This window comes from Paenibacillus solani (assembly GCF_001277345.1).
Classification (GTDB): Bacteria; Bacillota; Bacilli; order Paenibacillales; family Paenibacillaceae; genus Paenibacillus_AQ; species Paenibacillus_AQ solani.
On record NZ_LIUT01000001.1, the window covers coordinates 877,610 to 896,401 of the forward strand.

Consider the following 18,792-nt stretch of genomic DNA (forward strand, 5'->3'; position numbering starts at 1 on the left):
TACATGAAGGAGGAATAGGACGTGACATACACACAAATTTCCGCAGGCGGCGTTGTATACCGTCACCATGAAGGGGCGCTTCAAGTCCAGCTCATCTTGGACCGTTATGGAAAAACCTCGCTTCCCAAAGGGAAAATGGAAGCAGGAGAAACGGTTGAGCAGACGGCTCTCCGAGAAATTTGCGAGGAGACAGGTATCGTCGGATCCATCACCTCTCCAGTGGACATTATTGCTTATAAATATCAGCATCCTGAATTCGGTCAGGTTGATAAAGAAGTTCATTACTACCTGGTTAAGGCAGTAGGAGGCACCTTAAAACCCCAAGTCGAGGAAATCAACGGGGTGGATTGGTTCGAACCCCTATCGGCATGGAGGAAGCAGCGGAGCAACGGCTATAATAACAATGATATTATTCTGCGTAAAGCACTCGCATTGCTTGAAGTCAGCATCCCTGCGGATGAGGATATGAAGGGTTAGGTCTGTGCCCGCTTGCTCCAGAAGGGCAGATAGCATAGAGGAAGGGCAATCAGCGAACATACAATGTTAAACAGAGTTTGCGCATGGGCGATTTGTCCAGCAGGGTCTGCCGCGAGCCAGCCGGATACGGTGGTTAAACCCGATATCATGGGAGTAAAGAGCAGGACTCCACCGACATTTAGCCCCATGTGGGACCAGGCTACAAACCGCCCTGCCCGGCTGCTGCCTATGGCGGCTATCAGAGCTGTGACGCAGGTGCCTACGTTGGAGCCAAGCACGATCGCCACCCCGATCACTGGAGGCAGGGACGCACTGGCTGCTAGACCCATAGCCATAGCGATCACGGCAGTGCCGCTGTGCATGAGAGCAGTCAAGAGCATGCCGGCTGCAATGCCCCAGAGAACACTTTGCGAGGCATGATCCACAAACCACTGGAACAAACCGAGGGTTTGCAGTGTCGGGCCTATGGATTGCATGATTTGTATCGCTAGCAATACCAGCGAGAACCCGGCGATCGCAAGACACAGGAACTGACCGCGGACCAATTGATTTTTTATATTGTCGCTGCTTGAAGGCACGCGTTCACTTGCGATGACGGCACCAACCCATAGCATCAGTGAGAGGACAAGGAGGGGCATGGCTGCTTGTCCGATCTGCAGGCTGATGAGCTCGGTGGTTACCGTCGTGCCGATGTTTGTGCCGAGGATAACCCCTAGGGTACCGGCCAGGCTTAACAAACCGGCATTGGCGAAGCCGATTGCCAGCACGGTAACCGCGGTACTGCTCTGCAGCAGAGCTGTAACCACCGTGCTGGCGATCATGCCTTTAATAGGCGTTGATGTCGCATTGTGGAGCCACTTATGCAGCAGTGGACCGGCCCAGCGCTGGAGGGCAACTTCCATCACCTTCATACCAAACAGGAATAGGACAAGACCGTAACAGACAGGAAACCAGAGTGAGGATAGCATGATGTTCTCCTTTTTTGAGAAATAAAATGTAAAGATACGAATACTAAGACAACGCATTATGCATTTAAAGTACCTGAATCGAATTCTCAGCTAGGTTTGAGCAGGTGCTTTTTCTAATTACGTATATGACCCCAGGCGGACATGCATGCCTATTGAATTCGTCAGGGACAATCTAAGGAGTGACATATAAGTGCCATCGGTTATTTTGGAGCGCAGTCGAAAAAAGAGACTGGAGCAGGGACATCCCTGGGTTTATAAAAGCGAAATTGCTTCGGTGGAAGGTGAACCGGTACCCGGCGACATCGTCTCGGTGCTAAACCATCAAGGCCGGTTTCTTGCCTCGGGTTATTACAATCCTCAATCTCAAATTACCGTGCGTACCGTTTCGTATGAGCCGCTTGAGAAAATGGACAAGGCTTTTTTTACTGCCAGATTCCAGGAGTGCCTGAAACATCGGGAACGGTTTATCACTGATGAGAATGCCTATCGGTTCGTATACGGAGAGGCTGATTTTTTGCCGGGTCTGATCGTAGACCGATTTGCTGACGTGCTGGTTGTGCAGCTGCTGACGCTGGGCATGGATCGCTGCCGTACGGAGATCGTGGACGCTCTTGTTGAGGTGCTGCATCCCCAAGGGATTTATGAGCGGAGCGATGTGTCCATTCGGGAACTGGAAGGTTTGGAACAGCGCAAAGGAATTCTGTATGGGGAATGCCCACGTCACGTCACCGTCACGGAGAACGGCTTGAAGATCAAAGTCGATATCGAAGAGGGCCAGAAGACCGGATATTTCTTTGATCAGCGGGAGAACCGAGCATCCATTAAACCGTTAATGACTGGTTGGGGAAGCCGAAGCGGGATTACACTTCAGGCGATTGAGCGTGATGGTGAGACAAAAACTTTACCGGTGAACAAAAGCGGAAAAGAAGTAACTTTTCCGTATTGGGACGGTGCTACAGTGCTGGAATGTTTTTCGCACACGGGCAGTTTCACGCTCCATGCATGCAAGTACGGCGCAAAGAAAGTCACCTGCCTCGATATCTCGGAGCATGCCATTGAAAGTGCTAAAGAGAACGTGGAATTGAATGGATTCGAAGATCGCGTGGAGTTTGTGGTGGATGATGCCTTCCAATATTTGCGCAATCAGGTGAAGGGGCTGGAAGAACGGGAGCTGCGTTCCCAAGGGGACAAGAAGGTGGATACCTCCAAACCTTTGACTGCGGGCGGGCGCTCTTGGGATGTGGTCATTCTGGACCCACCGGCGTTTGCCAAAACCAGATCAGCGGTTAAAGGAGCCTGCCGCGGATACAAGGACATCAATCTCCATGGCATGAAGTTGGTGAATGAGGGCGGTTATCTGGTGACGGCGAGCTGCTCGTATCATATGCGCCCGGATTTGTTCCTGGAAACGATCCAGGAAGCGGCGAAAGATGCCGGCAAAATTCTCCGATTGGTAGAATGGCGCGCAGCTGGCAAGGATCATCCGCAAATTCTGGGAGTTGACGAAGGGCATTATTTGAAGTTTGCCGTATTTGAAGTGCGCAGCAAATCAAAATTGTAACAGGTTATGGCTGCGATTAGCAGCGCATCAAGAGAAGGATCTTGCATGGGATGGGTAACCATCATGGCAGGGTCCTTTTTGGTTTCCGGCAATATTTTGGAAAGGGAATGAAATCCAAACGTATGTTCCATGCTTCCATACTTATGCTATACTAGTAATCAGCATCTTTTAGGATAAAGAACTCATTATCAGGCTGAATTTAATATAAATATTCAAACATAGATTCATCGGTATAAGGGATGATTTCACCGCAGCTATATCTGTTTTATGGACGGATGGAATTGCCCTTTTTAGTAGACTAAATTGATGTAGAGGGGGCATGGCAGAACATGAGTGTTCAATTTGTTATCGGCAGGTCAGGCAGTGGTAAGAGTGCGGCAATTCGCCAAGAGATAATCGATCGATTGGAACAGGACCCGAAGGGTAATCCCATGATTCTCATCGTGCCTGAGCAGGGGTCCTACGAAGCGGAGCATGCACTTGTGAATGCAGGAGGCGTGCGTGGAATGATGCGGGCACAAGTGCTCAGCTTCCGTCGACTCGCTTATCGAGTTATGCAGGAAACCGGCGGAGCGGCCAAAATGGCGATCAGTGAAGAAGGTAAGCGAATGCTGCTGTATAAAATTTTACGGCGACGCAAAGAGGAGCTTCCATTGTTCGGTGCATCGGGAGAGCAGCATGGCTTTGTTGGTAAGCTGAGTGAACTGTACACGGAAATGAAGCGATATTGCATTGATGCTTCGTGTGTGGAGGAGCAGCTTGAGCAGATGGCCTCGGTACAAGGAAATACCCCCACGCTGCGGCGCAAGCTGGCGGATATGGTAACGGTCTTTCGTGATTTTGAGCTTGAGATTTCAAGGCTGTACATGGATGAGGAAGACACGCTGGTTTCCTTGGCAGAGGGCGTGACGGAATCTGAATATATAAAGCATGCTGATATTTGGATCGATGGTTTCTACGGTTTTACGCCACAGGAATACCGGGTGCTTCGGGAGATCATGGCGCATGCCCGTCATGTAACCATTGCACTGACTCTGGACAAGCCCTATATGAACGGGCATATTCCGCATGAGCTGGATCTGTTTCATCCTACCGCGGTGACATACATAAAGCTTAGAGGGATTGCTGATGAGCTGGGGTTGGATACAGAGCATCGCCTGCTTCGTCCGGATGTTCTGCCACGGTTCAAGGAATCTCCTATGCTGGCACATCTCGAACGTGGCTACGATCGGAAGATACGCTGGAACGAAACTGCTGGAACTGAAGCTCAGGGCAGCCGAATCGATACCGGGAAAGGTCTTCTTCTGCATGCTGCCAGCCACCGCCGTGCGGAGATTGAAGGAGCCCTTCGCGAAATGGTCCGACTCGCACGGGAAGAAGGGGCAAGATACCGGGATATGGCCGTGTTTGTTCGTAGCATGGGGGAGTATGAGCATCTCATGGCCCCTCTATTCAGAGAATACGGCGTTCCTTATTTCCTAGACCAGAAGCGAAGTGAACTGCACCATCCGCTCGTTGAATTTGTTCGCGCCGCTCTGGATGTCATCGAACGACGGTGGCGGTATGAAGATGTCTTTCGCTGTGTCAAAACAGATCTGCTGCTGCCGCTGGACGGCTCTCTTACCCGCGAAGACATGGACCGTCTGGAGAACCATGTCCTTGCTTGCGGCATTCACGGCTCTCGCTGGACAGATGGCCGTCCGTGGAAAGGGATTCCCAGCCTGTCTTTAGAAGATGGAGAGAGCGAGAGCAAGACGGCTAATCAGGCTGGTATGCAGGATATCGAGTATGCGAGGAAGATGATTTCAGGTCCCCTGCATGCTTTTGAGAAACGGATGAAGAAGGCCAAGAATGCAACGGAACAGAGCACTGCTGTATATCGGCTGTTGGAGGAAACCGCCGTTCCGGACAAATTGGAACTCTTAAGCAGGGCAGCTCTGGATGCAGGGCGACCCGAAGAAGCGCGGGAGCATCGTCAGGTGTGGGGAGCTGTGCTTGGCCTGCTTGACCAGATTGTAGAGATGATGGGTGCGGAGAAGCTGAGCACCGATATGTTTACAGGCATTTTGGGCACAGGCCTAACGGAAATGAAAATGGCTCTTGTGCCTCCATCCCTGGATCAGGTACTCATAGGCAGCATGGATCGGACACGTACGAGCGGGTTGAAGTACGCTTTCCTGCTCGGGATTAATGATGGTGTTCTTCCAGCCCAATTTCAGGATGATGGCATTTTGACAGAACCGGAACGGGTCCAGCTTGAAGAGCAGGGACTGGAGCTTGCTCCGAGTATTTCCCGGAGATTGCTGGATGAGCGGTTTCTCATTTACCATGCGCTAACTTCAGCCAGCAAGCAGCTGTGGGTCAGTTACCCTGCAGCGGACGAAGAAGGCAAACCATTGTTGCCCTCCGAGGTAATCCGTCAGCTGAAGCTGATGTTCCAGCTGGAGGAAATTCCTTTGTTTCCTACGCCGCATGCTGGACAAACGGCTCTTGAGCAGGAACACTATGCATCGCATCCAGACAATACGCTTGCTTACTTAACGGGCAGGCTGCGCGACTGGAAGAACGGAGAAGACATCCCGGATGTGTGGTGGCATGTTTATAACTGGTATGCAGAGAAACCTGATTTAAGGCTGCGTCTATCTTCGATGCTCTCATCCTTGTCTTACCGGAATGAAGCACGTTCTCTCAAGCAGGAGACCAGCAGGCAGTTATATGGTACGAAGCTTCGAACAAGCGTATCCCGAATGGAACGTTTTGTCGCATGTCCGTTTTCTCATTTTGCCTCTCATGGTTTGAAGCTGAGAGAGAGACAGCTGTACCGGCTCCAGGCTCCTGACATTGGTCAGCTGTTTCATGCTGCCCTAAGCAGCATGGCGGTGAAGTTTCAATCACAGCATCGAAGCTGGGGGGATCTGACAGCAGAGGAATGTCTGCGTGAGGCGGAAGCCACTGTCGATCGGCTCGCTCCGATGCTTCAGGGCGAAATACTGCTGAGCTCCAAACGATACGGATATATTTCACGCAAGCTGAAGAACATCGTAGGCAGAGCGTCCGTAATCCTGGGCGAACAAGCAAGACGCGGCCAATTCGAGCCGATCGGTCTGGAGCTCGACTTTGGTCCGGGCAAGCCGCTTCCACCGCTGACATTTGAATTATCGAATGGGGTCAAGATGGAGATTGTCGGACGGATTGACCGTGTTGATATGGCTCGAGGAGAGCAAGGCATCATGCTCCGGGTCATTGATTATAAATCCAGCCAGAAGGATTTGCGTCTGCATGAGGTTTATTACGGGTTATCCTTGCAAATGCTGACCTACCTGGATGTGCTGCTGACATTTGCGGAGGACTGGCTCGGCGAACAGGCTCTGCCTGCGGGGACACTGTATTTCCACGTTCATGATCCGGTGCTGCAATCGGCTAATGGCATGACGCCCGAGACAGCGGCAGAAGAATTGCTTAAACGCTACAAAATGAAGGGTCTGCTGCTGGCAGATCGTGAAGCTATTTCTCTTATGGATACCTCCCTTGAAAAAGGACACTCTGCCATTCTGCCGGTTGCCGTCAAAACGGATGGCAGCTTCTACAGCAGCGCCGCTGTCGCAACGCCTGACCAATGGGAGACTTTATTATCCGCCGTGCGGGAGAATATGCTGACGATCGGCATGCGTATTACGGGCGGTGACGTCTCTATTGAACCTTACCGTATCCAGCAGGAAACGGCCTGCACATACTGCTCTTTCCGGCCTGTATGTCAGTTTGACGAGGCGATTGAGGGCAGCGAATATCAATTGCTGGGCAAGCCCGGTAGAGATCAGGTTTGGGATCTGCTAGGGCATCCGAAGGGAGGAGAGAACTCGTGAGTGAGATCATAGCTAAACCCGAGGGAAGCATGTGGAGTGATGACCAGTGGAAGGCCATTGTACAATCAGGCGATGACATGCTGGTTGCGGCGGCAGCAGGGTCTGGGAAAACGGCTGTGCTTGTTGAACGGATTATACGCAAAATACTAGACGTTTCTGCGGGCTTCAGCGTAGACCGGCTTCTCGTGGCTACTTTTACAAAAGCCGCCGCTGCTGAAATGCGGGGACGAATCCGGGAAGCGCTTGAGCGTGAGCTGGACCGTGATCCGGACAATGAGCATATCCGCCGTCAGCTGGCTCTGCTCGGCAGGGCATCAATTACGACGCTGCACTCCTTTTGCATGGAGGTCATTCGGCGTTATTACCAATTAATTCCCCTGGATCCGGGATTCCGGATCCTCAATGAACATGAGGCCGATCTGATGCGGCAAGATATATTGGAGGAGCTGTTTGAAGAGAAGTACGGCGAGGCCGAGGGAAATCAGAAGAGTCTCTTTCTTCGTTTGGCGGACTGGTTCAGCGGCGAGCGAACAGACGATGCGCTATACCGTCTTGTGCAGCGTCTCTATGATTTCTCCCGGAGTCACTCGTGGCCGGCACACTGGCTTAGGGAGACGGCTGCCGGCTTCCAGGTGCAAGATACCGAGGCGCTTGGACAAACGCCATGGGTCCAGAGCATTTTAGCTGATGCACGATTGGCTTTGAATGGAGCGGCCGGCTTGCTCCAGCAAGCTAGGGCGATTGCCATGCAGCCGGGAGGGCCTGCGCCGTATGTGGACACTCTGGAAGAGGACCTGCAACTTGTGGTTTCCCTGCTTGAATCGATCGATGTTTCGCCATGGGAATCGCTGTACGGGTTATTCCGTGATGCGTCCTTTGGCAAACTCAAATCCGTCCGGAAGGATGACGTGCTGCCGGAGCTTCAAGAGCAGGTGAAAGAGCTGCGGGACAATGTGAAGAAAACCGTCAACGAGCTGAAGAGCGCATTGTTCGGTCGTCCGGCAGCGGAATTTCTGCAGGAACTTCACACAGCAGCGCCGCTAATGATGGAGCTGTCTGAGACGGTTATCGCTTTTGGCGAGCGATACCGGGAAGCCAAGGCGGCTAAAGGGATGGTTGACTTTAATGACCTTGAGCATTACTGCCTGCAAATTCTCCGCCATCCCGATTCTGTCCCGGGCCATACGATGCCTTCTGATGCGGCGATGGAATACCGCGAGCAGTTTGATGAAGTGCTGCTTGACGAATATCAGGATACGAACAGCGTACAGGAGGACATTGTACGACTGATTGCAAGAGATATGCCGGGAAACCGGTTTATGGTTGGTGACGTGAAGCAGAGCATTTACAGGTTCCGTCTGGCAGAGCCTGGACTGTTTCTTGACAAATACAAGACGTTTTCTTCAGATGAAGTGTCCCCCCAACGAGGTATCCGAATCGATCTGGCGCGAAATTTCCGCAGCCGAATGGAAGTGGTGAACGCCGTCAATTTGCTGTTCCGGCAGATCATGAATGAGTCCGTAGCCGAGATCGCTTATGATGCGCGGGCAGAGCTTGTATGCGGTGCTACCTTTCCGGAACAGGAGGTGGGGGAAGAGGCTAATCCCTACACACCTGAATTACTGCTGATTGACCGTCTCGGAAAAGGGCCAGAAGAATCTTCTGATGAATCGGCTGCTCAAGAAGAAGGGGCTCCTCTCGAGTCGGAGGTACTCGAAATGGAAACCGCCCAGCTGGAGGCGCGTGCCATTGCCCGCCGAATCCGGGAAATGACCGGCGAAAGCGGGAAGCCGCTCATGATTTACGACAAGGGATTGAAATCGATGCGGCCTGCAGGTTATGGAGATATGGTCATTTTGCTGCGTTCTGCTATGGTATGGGCACCGCTGATCATTGAGGAGCTGCGGCAAGCAGGAATCCCGGCATTCGGCGAGCAGAACAAAGGATATTTCCAGGCGACTGAAGTCGAAATCGTCTTATCGCTGCTTCAAGTGATTGATAATCCCCTGCAGGACATACCTTTGGCTTCCGTCTTACGCTCACCGATACTTGGATTATCGGAAGAAGAGATGGCTCAGGTGCGTCTGTGCGCCAAAGGGACTTATTATGATGCGCTTAAGGCAGCGGTGTCGTTAAGTGCCAAGACATCTGTTATGAATACAGCACATTCTATCGAATTCGTCGACGGAAGATGGAGGCCGGGTGCCGAACTGTCAGGTTTGGCTGAAGCGGCCGCAAGTCATGAGCTGGTTGCAGGCAGTCAGGTACCTGATGCGGCGTTATCGGAAGAGCGACAGACCATTGAAATATCAGCGGAGCTGGGATATAAACTTGGATTGTTTATGGATCGGCTGCAGCGCTGGCGGCAGGAAGCACGCCAGGGGAGCCTTAGTGATCTGATCTGGCAAATATACAGTGAAACGGGTTACTTGGATTGGGTTGGCGGTTTGCCGGGCGGCAAGCAGCGCCAAGGCAATCTGACGGCTTTGTATGACCGGGCGGTGCAGTATGAACAGGATACTGCCTCCAGAGGGTTGTTCCGTTTTCTGACCTTTATTTCACGGCTTCGGGAGCGCGGAGGAGATCTGGGCGCCGCGGGCGGTGTGGAAAGCCAGGGCAACGCTGTACGACTAATGACTATCCATAAGAGTAAGGGATTGGAGTTTCCGGTTGTATTCGTAGCAGGGTTATCGAAGAACTTCAATCAACAGGATTTAAACTCCCCTTTCCTGATGCATAAGGAACTGGGTTTTGGACCGAAGTTCGTGGATGAAGACATGCGTGTAAGCTATCCCACGCTGCCCAATCTGGCGATTCGGCGCAGATCGCAGCTAGAGCTGTTGGCTGAGGAGATGCGGGTCTTATACGTTGCGCTGACACGGCCTAAAGAGAAGATGGTTCTAGTCGGTACGGTGAAGGATTTACCGAAGAAGGTGTCTGCATGGGCACAAGCTGATGTGTACCCGGAGCTTCTTCTGCCGGACTACATTCTGGCCCGGGGACGGAGTTATCTGGACTGGATCGGTCCCGCCCTGATACGACATTCATCCGCAGAAGCACTTCGAGAAAAGGCGGGTCTAACCGGTCAGTCAAATTCACGCGTGTTACGGGATGACCAAACGGAATGGATTCTTTCAGTGGAAACTCCAGACTCTTTGGCGCAGGGCATGGGAGATCATTTGGATCATGATCAGGCGGAAAGTGATGATCGGAAGCATATACTGGATGCCCTCCGTAAGCTTGAGCCTGTTGCTGTGAAATCCGAAAACCATACGGAAGAAGCACTGTCAGATGGTTTGCGAGCAAACATACATCAGCGTTTATCTTGGAGCTATCCCTATGAGGCGGTTAGCCGAATATCGGCCAAGACATCGGTTACGGAGATGAAGAAGCTGCTGGCATTACAGGACAGCCCTTCTCTGGATTTACTGGAGGAACAGGCTGTGAAACAACAGAGCAAGGAACGTATGGGAGCGGGATCTTCTTTCACGCTGAACCTGCGCAGGCCAAAATTTATGGAATCGACGAAGCTGACGCCTGCAGAGCGAGGAACGGTCTATCACACGATTATGCAGCATGTACCTCTTCAACGATCTCAGGGAGCAGCAGAGCCGCTACCTGAGATCGAAGAAACCATCCGCTACCTTCTAGAGAAAGAAATCATAACCACCGAGCAGGCATCCGCTGTGGAGCCGGTGGAAATTAGCAGCCTTTTTGACAGCGTGATAGGGAAAAACCTCTTGGCGTCTGAAGATATTTGGCGCGAGATGCCATTTTCTTACGCACTCCCTGCTAGTGAAGCCTATCATGGACTCGCCTTCATGGATGAAATCTCAGACCCAGCAGATGAGGACAAACCGGATATGCAGCTGCTTCAGGATGAAACAGTGCTAATCCAAGGGGTGGTGGACTGCTTGTTCAGACTTGAGGGTAGGCTTGTGCTTCTTGATTATAAGACAGACCGCGTGCTGGAGCACCGCGGCGGTGTTACCGCCTTAACGGAGCAGTATCGTTTCCAGCTCGATCTGTACGCAAAAGCATTGGAGGATATTTTAGGCGAGCCGGTGCATGAAAAATGGCTGTTCTTTTTTGATGGAGGACAAGCCGTTCAATTATAACCATTCATATATTTATTAAAAGTTTGAAGCAAGAGAGGTGATTAGCGATGCGTATTTTGCATACGGGCGACTGGCATCTGGGGCGTACACTCGAAGGCCGCAGCCGGATCGCAGAACAGGAACGCTTTCTGGATGAGCTGGTCAGGCTGGCAGATGATCAGCAGGCAGACCTCATCCTTATGGCAGGCGATGTGTATGATTCCGTCAATCCGCCTGCTGTAGCGGAGCAGCTATTCTACGATGCAGCTGCTAGACTTACAGAGGGAGGCCGCCCTATGGTGGTCATAGCTGGTAATCATGATCAGCCGGAGCGGGTAGCCTCGGTTACACCGCTTGTTGCCACCCGAGGCATAACGCTGATCGGGACTCCGATCGCTGAAGCGGTGACAGTCACTGCTGCACGCACCGGAGAAACGGCCAAGATTGCAGCCCTTCCCTATCCATCTGAGGCCAGGCTTAACGAGCTGCTCGCGGTTGACGGAGATGAGGATCAACTCCGCCGTGCTTATAGTGAAAGAGTCGGAAAACTAATGAAGATGATGGCAAGGGAATTTACCCCGCAGACGGTCAACTTAGCGATGAGCCATATCTATGTTCTTGGCGGCGTTGAGAGTGAATCCGAGCGTCCAATTCAGGTTGGGGGAGCCTATACGGTCGATCCGTCGGCACTCTCTGTCGGTGCATCCTACACAGCGCTTGGTCACCTGCATCGCTCCCAGGCTGTAAAAGGAGAAGGGATAATCCGTTACAGCGGTTCCCCGCTGGCCTACAGTTTCTCGGAGGCGGGACAAGCCAAATCCGTGACTATGGTTGACGTGTCGCCAGGCGGGGTGCCCGAGATCGAGGAGCTGTTTCTCAGCTGCGGCCGCCCGCTTGTACGCTGGAAGGCTAAAGGCGGCTTGGAAGAAGTGTACCGCTGGCTTGATGAGCAGCGAGATCCTGATGCTTTTATAGATCTTGAAGTGACCCTGACAGAAGCGATGGGGCTTGCTGATATCCAGCGGCTGCGCAAGAGCAGGGAAGGCATTATCCACATCCGGCCGGTATATCCGGAGATGGCGGCGCTGGAGCTTGAGAGCGAGCGTTCCCGGCTGCCTTTGCCGGATCTGTTCCGGAAGTTTTATCAGCGGCAAACGGGTGGCGCGGAGCCGGAAGACCATCTGGTCGATTTATTTCTGGAGCTTATAGAGGAAGAGGAATCTGACGGGACGGAGGTGACCTCTTAGATGAAACCGATTTTGTTGAAATTATCCGGCCTTCAGAGCTACCGCAGATCGCAGGAGATTGATTTTGAAACGCTGTGTGAAACAGGACTCTTTGGTATATTCGGCCCAACGGGGAGCGGTAAATCTACATTGTTGGATGCCATTACCCTGGCCATGTACGGAAAAGTGGAGCGGGCAGTTAACGGGACCCAGGGGATCATGAATCATTCAGAGGACAGTTTGTCCGTCTCCTTCACGTTTGATCTGTCCTCCGCTGCAGGTCAGGAGCGATACCGGGTAGAACGCAAATTCAAAAGGGTCAATGAGCTTTCAGTCAGCAATACCATCAGCCGATTTATTCAGGTTACACCCGAAGGGGATCAAGTCATGGCGGATAAGCTGGCTGACGTTACCCGCTGTGTTGAAGAGAAAATTGGATTGAAGATGGATGACTTTACCCGTGCCGTTGTTCTCCCTCAAGGCAAGTTTGCTGAATTTCTCTCGCTAAAGGGGAGTGAACGCCGGCAGATGCTGCAGCGGCTGTTTCATCTCGAGCGCTATGGCGACCAGCTTGCGATCAAGCTCAGCCGCCGAGTCAAGGATACGGATAGTTCACTTAAATCCGTTGAAGCTGAACAGCAGGGATTGGGTCATGCAGGGGTAGAAGCTTTGGATGAAGCGACCAGAGCACTTGAAGAAGCCAAGAAACATGCGGCGTCCTCCCGGGATCAACTGCAGACTGCCATGGAAGCGCATGAAGCTTTGGGGAAGATCCGGGAGCTGGATTTGGAAAAACGGCGGCTCCAGGGGAAGTTGGATGAGCTTGCCCTTCATGAGGAAGAGATGAAGCAGCTGGAACGCCAGCTTGAACTGACTGGGGCTGCAGCGGCTGTTCTTCCAGCGCTTGAAGCATGGCGGGAATCCGGCAAGGCCTGGGACCTTCGGCGCCGCACAGCCGAAGATCTTACGGAGCAAGCTGCATCCGCTCAGAAGGCGGCGGAGCTTGCGTACAAGGCAGACGAAGCTGCCCAGGCAGCTCTTCGCGCAGAGGAACCCAAGCTGGTGCTGCGAGAGCAGCAGTTGGAGCAAGCGGTTGTACTGCAGAGGGATCGTGACGTATTACGTGAAGAGCTGGCCCGGCTGGATATGCAGCGGGTGGAAGCGCGAAAAGAACTTGAAGGGGTAACTGTACAGCTGCAGAAGGAGCAAGAACTGCTCGAACGCGGGCGCAAGCGGCAGGAGGAATTGCAGAATAAGCTGAAGGGACTTGAGGTTCGTTCAAGTGAACGTCAGACGCTTCATATGGCAATGCAGAAGGTGCAGGCACTGGAGGCTAACCGAAAGCAAAAGCATAAGGTGGAGTCCGAGGAGCAGTCGCAAGTGATCCGGGTGAAGGAGCAGAAAGACAAACTGGGCCATTACCGGAAGCAGGAAGAGGAATTGCGGCGGCAGTACATACAGCTCTCTTCGCAAGCGGGTCGCTTACAGCTAGATGTAGCGGATGCTTTGGCATTTGCTGATCGAATTGCAGCAGCGTCCGCCAGGCTGCAGGAGCTGATGAACCAATCGCTTCGTGAGAAACAGCTCCATGCATTATCCCTCTCGCTGGCTGCTGAACTCCGGGAAGGTGAGCCTTGTCCTGTATGTGGTAGTGAACATCATCCTCTTCCGGCGGCTGGGTCCGGTCAGTCCACGAAGACCTTGGATGATCAGATGGATCGGCTGGTACAGTTCACGCATCAAATCCAGGAGGCCAGATTAACCTTGCGGGGGCAGCATACGGAAGCAGAAGCGCTAGTAGGTCAATTGCGTTCGCAAATGGAACCGTATGCCGGGGACGAGCAGCTTGACATTAACACGGACGAGCGAGTACAGGAACAGGGATGGCAGGAGGCGGCTATATCCACCGTTACCGCCGAATATCATCTGGAAGATGTGGACAAGCTTGCATCGGATACTTCATGGCTGATGAAAGCGGCCGAATCTCAGGCAGCTGCGTTGGCTCATTGCCGCAAGGAAGCTTCCAATTCCCAGCAGAGCCTCCTTATTTGTCAGCAAGAGATGATGAAACAGAAGGCTTCGCTTGAAAATAGTCAATTGCAGCAAAACCAGCTACGGAATCAGCTTGCCGGTCTGGAAGCGGAAGCAGCAGACATACTGAATTCCTGGCAGGAGGGCAAGCCTGAATTCCTGTTGGAGGAGGCAGCCGTTCGCTTTCAGCAAATGCAGGAGAAGGATGCGGAGTCTGAGTCGATAAAGGAAGGGCTTGAACGCAGCGTTCCATTTATCGAAGAGAAGAAGCAGGCCGTCCAGCGCTTGGAACAGCGGCTTAATGAGCTGGAGAAGCAGCTGATTCAATGGGATGCCCAACGTGAAGGGAAAGCGGATGGAATGAAGGATAAGGAAGAGCGTCTCCAAGCTTGGATTGGTGACCGGCCGGCAGAGGAATTGCTGGCCGAGTGCCGGGCCAAAATGGCGGAGCTGAAGGAGTCCGCTGAACAAGCCAGGATCCACTGCAGACAGGCTGAGGAGGCGGCACAGCGTGCAGCCAAGGAGGCAGCGCTTGCCGAACAGGCTGAAAGAACTTCACAGGAGCAGCATCAAGCAGCTAAGCTGGCTTGGGAGAGTCAGTTAGCAGATTCGCCTTTTGCTTCGGAGAATGCCGTCATGGAAGCTTGTTTAACCCCAGCAGAAAGCGAACGATGCGTCCGGCTGGTGGAGAAGCATCGGGAAGGGCAACGGGAATGGACGCTGAGACTCCGTGACGTCGAAGAGAAGCTTGGCACCCACCCTTATCAGGAAGAGGATTGGAATCGCTCTTCAGCGAGGCTGCAGGCGGTTCGCTTAGCCGATGAGGAGGCTCTGCAGGCAAGAGCGCGCGCTGAGCGGGATTTGGAAGACCTTCGTAAACGTCATATCCGGTTTATGGAATTGGAGGAGCGGCGATTTACTCTTCAACGGGAGAGCGAGCGCTTGTCCAAATTACAGTCCTGCCTGCGCGGTAACGCCTTTGTGGAATATATTGCGGAGGAACAGCTGATGCAGGTGAGCCAGTCGGCTTCCCAGCGTCTGCGTTACCTGACTAAGCAGCGTTACTCGCTTGAGGTGGATTCCGGTGGCGGATTTGTCATCCGGGACGATGCCAATGGCGGCGTCCGTCGTCCGGTATCTACACTCTCTGGTGGTGAGACCTTCTTGACCTCATTGGCTTTAGCTTTGGCGCTCTCGGCACAAATTCAGCTGCGGGGGCAATACCCGCTGCAATTCTTTTTCCTTGACGAAGGTTTTGGCACACTGGATCCGGAGCTGCTGGAGACGGTTATTACCGCACTGGAACGGCTCCATAACGATAAGCTTACCGTCGGCATCATCAGTCACGTGCCTGAGCTTCGTTCGCGTCTGCCGCGCAAGCTGATTGTGCGGCCAGCGGAGGAGGCAGGAGCCGGCTCTCAGCTGGAAGTAGAATCCATGTAGCCAGATGAGATCAGGTGGTGTGATTTGCATCACTGAAACAGTAACAAGGCGCTGTTATAGTACAGCTAAGCCGACATTTGAAAGAAGCACCGGGCAGGCGCTTGATCATGAGGGATTCCCATCTTTTCCCTTGTCCTCGTGATAAAGCGCCTCCTTACTGGACAACTGCGTTCCAGGGGTGCTTCTCTTTTTTTGTTGCCAGAAGAAGCCATCCATTGGACGCTCTGTTCATTTTCTTATATGATAAAGACGATCTAAACGAATGAAAGGGGCAACCGGGAATGGATTGTATTTTTTGTAAAATTGTAAAGGGTGAGCTTCCATCAACGAAGATACTGGAGAACGATAAGGTGCTTGTATTTCAAAACATTAATCCTGAAGCACCGGTTCATATCTTAATTATTCCCAAAAAGCATATCGAATCCATGAATGATATTCAGGATGAAGATTTGCTGCTGATTGGCGAGATGCACAAGGCGGCTAAAGAAGCTGCAGCGAAGCTGGGCATCGCAGATAGCGGTTACCGATTAATTAATAATTGCGGACCCGATGGGGAACAAACGGTATTCCATCTGCACTATCATCTGATGGGCGGTCGCCGTCTTGGCGCATTAACCGGCATTTCGCCAGCTCATACATAAACTTTTTTCATAAAAAGAACGATAACAACCCCGCAGCATATGAGCGCTTCGGGGTAGTTCCAATTATTGAGAGTATCGTAAAATAGCGCGCCCAAGGTTGACACGATATTTCTGTTTGCCCTATAATGAAGTTTGATGAACCGTGTTATGCTCTTGGACGGTCTGGTCGGAGGGAGGGAAAACTGGTGTCTGAAACTAAAGTTCGCAAAAACGAGACAATTGATGCTGCACTTCGTCGCTTCAAGCGTTCCATTGCTAAAGATGGCGTATTGGCTGAAGTGAAGAAACGCAAGCATTATGAAAAGCCAAGCGTAAAGCGCAAGAAAAAGTCCGAGGCTGCTCGTAAGAGAAAGTTTTAGGAGGAACTGAACTAGCATGAATCTTAGCGAACGATTGAACGAAGATATGAAGCAAGCGATGAGGAGTAAGGACAAGTTCAAACTCTCAACGATTCGAATGGTTCGTTCGACGATTAAAAATCTTGAAATAGATTTGAAACGAAGTTTGGATGACAACGAAGTGCTTGATATTTTTAGTCGTGAAATCAAACAGCGCAAAGATGCCCTCCAAGAATTTGAAAAAGCGGGACGCGACGATCTTGCCGCCGATGCAAAAGCAGAAATTGAGCTCCTTAGCGCCTACCTCCCGGAACAGCTTACTGAAGAAGAAATTAAAGTCATTGTACAGCAGACCATCCAGGAAACCGGTGCTTCTTCAAAAGCCGAGATGGGTAAAGTTATGAGCGCTCTCATGCCGAAAGTTAAAGGGCGTGCAGATGGAAAGCTTGTTAATCAAGTTGTTCAACAATTTCTGTAACAACATAAGTGAAACATCCCTTGTAATCAAGGGGTGTTTTTTCTTTATGTGTGGCCATGTTCATGGAATTTAAATCCAGCATACTTTTTGAAACGAAATGGCTTCTGATTCGTAATAACTACCATATGAGGCCAAGTATATACATATGTTAGTGGTATAGGCAGGTCAATGAACCTAGTTTGTCGAAGTATTAGGATAACATTGACTACATTACTCGAAAAGGAGGGGGAAAAATGACGAAACAGATGGGAATACGTAAATTACTGACCTGTGCAGCGGCCTTGGTCATGCTGTTCATATCGTTTGGGCTGTATGTGTTTCCCATGAATTCAGCAGCCGCGGCAAACAATGGGGCTGTATATGTAATTCCGGTCAAGCAGCCGATTGAACGCGGATTAGCCAGCTTTATGGAACGCGGTTTCAAGGAAGCGGAGAAGATGTCGGCGGGTCTTATTGTGCTTGAGATTGACACACCTGGCGGTCTTGTCGAGCAGGCTGGTAAAATTGCGACCATGATGAGAGACAGCAAGATTCCGACCGTAGCATACATCACGGGCGATGCAGCATCGGCCGGTAGTTATATCGCGCTCAATGCCGACAAGATTGCCATGGCAAATGGCAGCATGATTGGTGCTGCCTATATGGTGGACGCGAGTGGGAATCCGGTTGAGGATGCCAAGTTGGTCTCCTGGTGGAAAACGAGCATGGCCAGTGCTGCTGAAGCTTCAGGGCGCAATCCCGAGATTGCCAAGGGCATGGCCGATCTTAATCTAAAGATCGAGGTGCCGGAAATCGGATTGACGAAGCAAGCGGGTGATATTATTTCATTAACGAATGATGAAGCCCTTAAGACCGGTTATGCGGATACCATTGCCAACAGCACCGAAGAGGTCATTGCTTGGATGGACTATTCAACGCAGGATGTATTTCGGATGGAACCAACGTTTTCGGAAAAGCTGGCTACCTTTTTAACGAATCGTAGTGTTATGGCTATTCTGCTGTTCATCGGTATTGCCGGTGTTATTATCGAGTTGATTGTTCCCGGTTTTGGAGTACCTGGAATCCTGGGCGTAACTGCATTTGTACTGTATTTCTTCGGTAACCAGGTAGCCGGATTTGCTGGTTGGGAAACCTGGCTGCTGTTTGTGATCGGCATTGTGATGCTGGCCATGGAGCTATTCGTACCAAGCTTTGGCATCTTGGGTATTATCGGCTCCGTCAGTTTGATTGCAGGTGTGGTCATGGCGGCGTACAGTACATCTCATGTTGCTCTGTCTCTTGGTATAGCAGCGGCCTGCGCTCTTGTGGCGGTTATCGTGGTTGCTCTCGTATTCAAAGAGCGAGGGGTATGGCGCAAATTTATACTTAGCGACAGCCTGTCGAAGGAGCAGGGATATATTCCGAATGAAGACCGCGATGTGTTAATCGGTTTAATCGGAACTTCCCTTACAGCGCTCCGGCCAGCTGGCACGATGGAGCTTGAGGGACGACGGCTTGATGTCGTTACACTTGGAGGGTTCATTGAAGCCGGCCGTCAAGTCCGCATTATCAAGACAGATGGGACGAGAATTGTAGTAGAGGAAGAAAAAGGGTGAACATCCCCACGGAATTGTGTAGTATGAATAGGACTGATGTTTTAGCGTTCGAGGTATGCTAGTAAATAACAATC

The 18,792-nt window shown here is 51.7% G+C and carries 11 protein-coding genes; 10 read left to right on the forward strand and 1 reads right to left on the reverse strand.

Features of this window, described 5'->3' with window-relative positions; genetic code table 11:
• Positions 1 to 21 precede the first annotated feature (21 nt).
• On the forward strand, positions 22 to 477 hold the full coding sequence (locus AM231_RS03850; RefSeq protein WP_053489157.1) for an NUDIX hydrolase: 456 nt from the start codon (positions 22 to 24) through the stop codon (positions 475 to 477).
• Here AM231_RS03850 and AM231_RS03855 read toward each other — a convergent pair.
• A complete protein-coding gene (locus AM231_RS03855; RefSeq protein ID WP_054401407.1) occupies positions 474 to 1,445 on the reverse strand; it encodes a Na/Pi cotransporter family protein in 972 nt (323 codons plus the stop codon). The two genes, AM231_RS03850 and AM231_RS03855, sit on opposite strands and share 4 nt — an antisense overlap.
• Positions 1,446 to 1,635: 190 nt before the next feature.
• Between AM231_RS03855 and AM231_RS03860 the strand changes: the two genes are divergently transcribed.
• From AM231_RS03860 to AM231_RS03900, 9 genes are all read left to right on the forward strand, one after another.
• Positions 1,636 to 3,006: a class I SAM-dependent rRNA methyltransferase gene (locus AM231_RS03860; protein WP_054401408.1), complete on the forward strand. Its 1,371-nt coding sequence runs from the start codon at positions 1,636 to 1,638 to the stop codon at positions 3,004 to 3,006.
• A 329-nt stretch (positions 3,007 to 3,335) separates the two neighbouring features.
• A complete protein-coding gene (gene addB, locus AM231_RS03865; protein WP_054401409.1) occupies positions 3,336 to 6,869 on the forward strand; it encodes a helicase-exonuclease AddAB subunit AddB in 3,534 nt (1,177 codons plus the stop codon).
• A gap of 29 nt (positions 6,870 to 6,898) precedes the next feature.
• Positions 6,899 to 10,987: a helicase-exonuclease AddAB subunit AddA gene (gene addA, locus AM231_RS03870; RefSeq protein WP_054403523.1), complete on the forward strand. Its 4,089-nt coding sequence runs from the start codon at positions 6,899 to 6,901 to the stop codon at positions 10,985 to 10,987.
• A gap of 47 nt (positions 10,988 to 11,034) precedes the next feature.
• On the forward strand, positions 11,035 to 12,213 hold the full coding sequence (locus AM231_RS03875) for an exonuclease SbcCD subunit D (protein WP_053489152.1): 1,179 nt from the start codon (positions 11,035 to 11,037) through the stop codon (positions 12,211 to 12,213).
• Positions 12,214 to 15,666 (forward strand): AAA family ATPase, encoded by a 3,453-nt coding sequence (locus AM231_RS03880; protein ID WP_054401410.1) that lies wholly within the window; start codon positions 12,214 to 12,216, stop codon positions 15,664 to 15,666.
• Between the two features lie 281 nt (positions 15,667 to 15,947).
• Positions 15,948 to 16,307: a histidine triad nucleotide-binding protein gene (locus AM231_RS03885; RefSeq protein WP_053489150.1), complete on the forward strand. Its 360-nt coding sequence runs from the start codon at positions 15,948 to 15,950 to the stop codon at positions 16,305 to 16,307.
• A 185-nt stretch (positions 16,308 to 16,492) separates the two neighbouring features.
• Entirely contained in the window at positions 16,493 to 16,666 is a 174-nt protein-coding gene (gene rpsU, locus AM231_RS03890; protein ID WP_005547957.1) for a 30S ribosomal protein S21, read from the forward strand.
• A gap of 16 nt (positions 16,667 to 16,682) precedes the next feature.
• Positions 16,683 to 17,123: a GatB/YqeY domain-containing protein gene (locus AM231_RS03895; RefSeq protein ID WP_053489149.1), complete on the forward strand. Its 441-nt coding sequence runs from the start codon at positions 16,683 to 16,685 to the stop codon at positions 17,121 to 17,123.
• 233 nt (positions 17,124 to 17,356) lie between these two features.
• Positions 17,357 to 18,718: an NfeD family protein gene (locus AM231_RS03900; RefSeq protein WP_053489148.1), complete on the forward strand. Its 1,362-nt coding sequence runs from the start codon at positions 17,357 to 17,359 to the stop codon at positions 18,716 to 18,718.
• The last annotated feature ends 74 nt before the right edge of the window (positions 18,719 to 18,792 follow it).